The organism is Kribbella deserti (assembly GCF_042434725.1).
Lineage (GTDB): Bacteria > Actinomycetota > Actinomycetes > Propionibacteriales > Kribbellaceae > Kribbella > Kribbella deserti.
Window position 1 is genome coordinate 1 of record NZ_JBHLTC010000059.1, and the last position, 707, is coordinate 707.

The 707-nt window shown below is 67.2% G+C and carries 1 pseudogene; it reads left to right on the top strand.

What is annotated here, in order from left to right:
* Positions 1–19: 19 nt before the first annotated feature.
* Positions 20–707, top strand: a pseudogene (locus ACFFGN_RS35990) (hypothetical protein); the annotation flags it as partial.

A 707-nucleotide genomic window follows, 5' to 3' on the forward strand; every position in this document is an offset into this window, starting at 1 on the left:
TCTGTTCGGGAGGACATAGATGACGCGCGTTGGCAAGATGATCGCCACGGTGGCCGCGGGCGCGGTGGCCGTCGGTGGGCTGGTGATGGTGCCGTCGGCACAGGGAGCTGGGTCGGTGCGATCCTCGGTGTCACTGGCCGCACCGGCCTCGGGCGTCTACGGGTCGACCATCAAGCTCACCGGCACGGTGTGGCGGACCGGGACCACAACCAAGTTGCCTGGAGCAACGGTCTACCTGCAACGGTCCGTACGCGGCCAGAACCGCTACGGCAACCTGACCAGCACCCGCACTACCAGCACCGGAACGTTCGCCTTCTCGGTGACACAGGTCTCGGCCTATGACTACCGCGCCTACTACCCGGGCTCCGCCACGTACACCCGCGCCTATAGCCCGGTCCGCTACCCGGTCACCAACCGGTACCTGGCGATCGAATCGATGAGCACGACCGATGCCGACCTGGGCAAGCTGAGGGCGATCGGCAAATCGGTCCCTTCGCTGCCCGATGGCTCGATGGTGTATCTCCAGCGGTACTCCACCGACACCCGGGCATGGACCACCGTCGCCGGCGGCAAAAGCACCGCCGGCCGGGCGACCATCGACGCCACCCGGCCAGGCTCTAACGACACCTACCGGCTCGTCACCGGTTCCTACTGGCCGTACGGCCCCGGCACCTCCACAGCCCGCCAATTCGCCCACTACGTCTGGC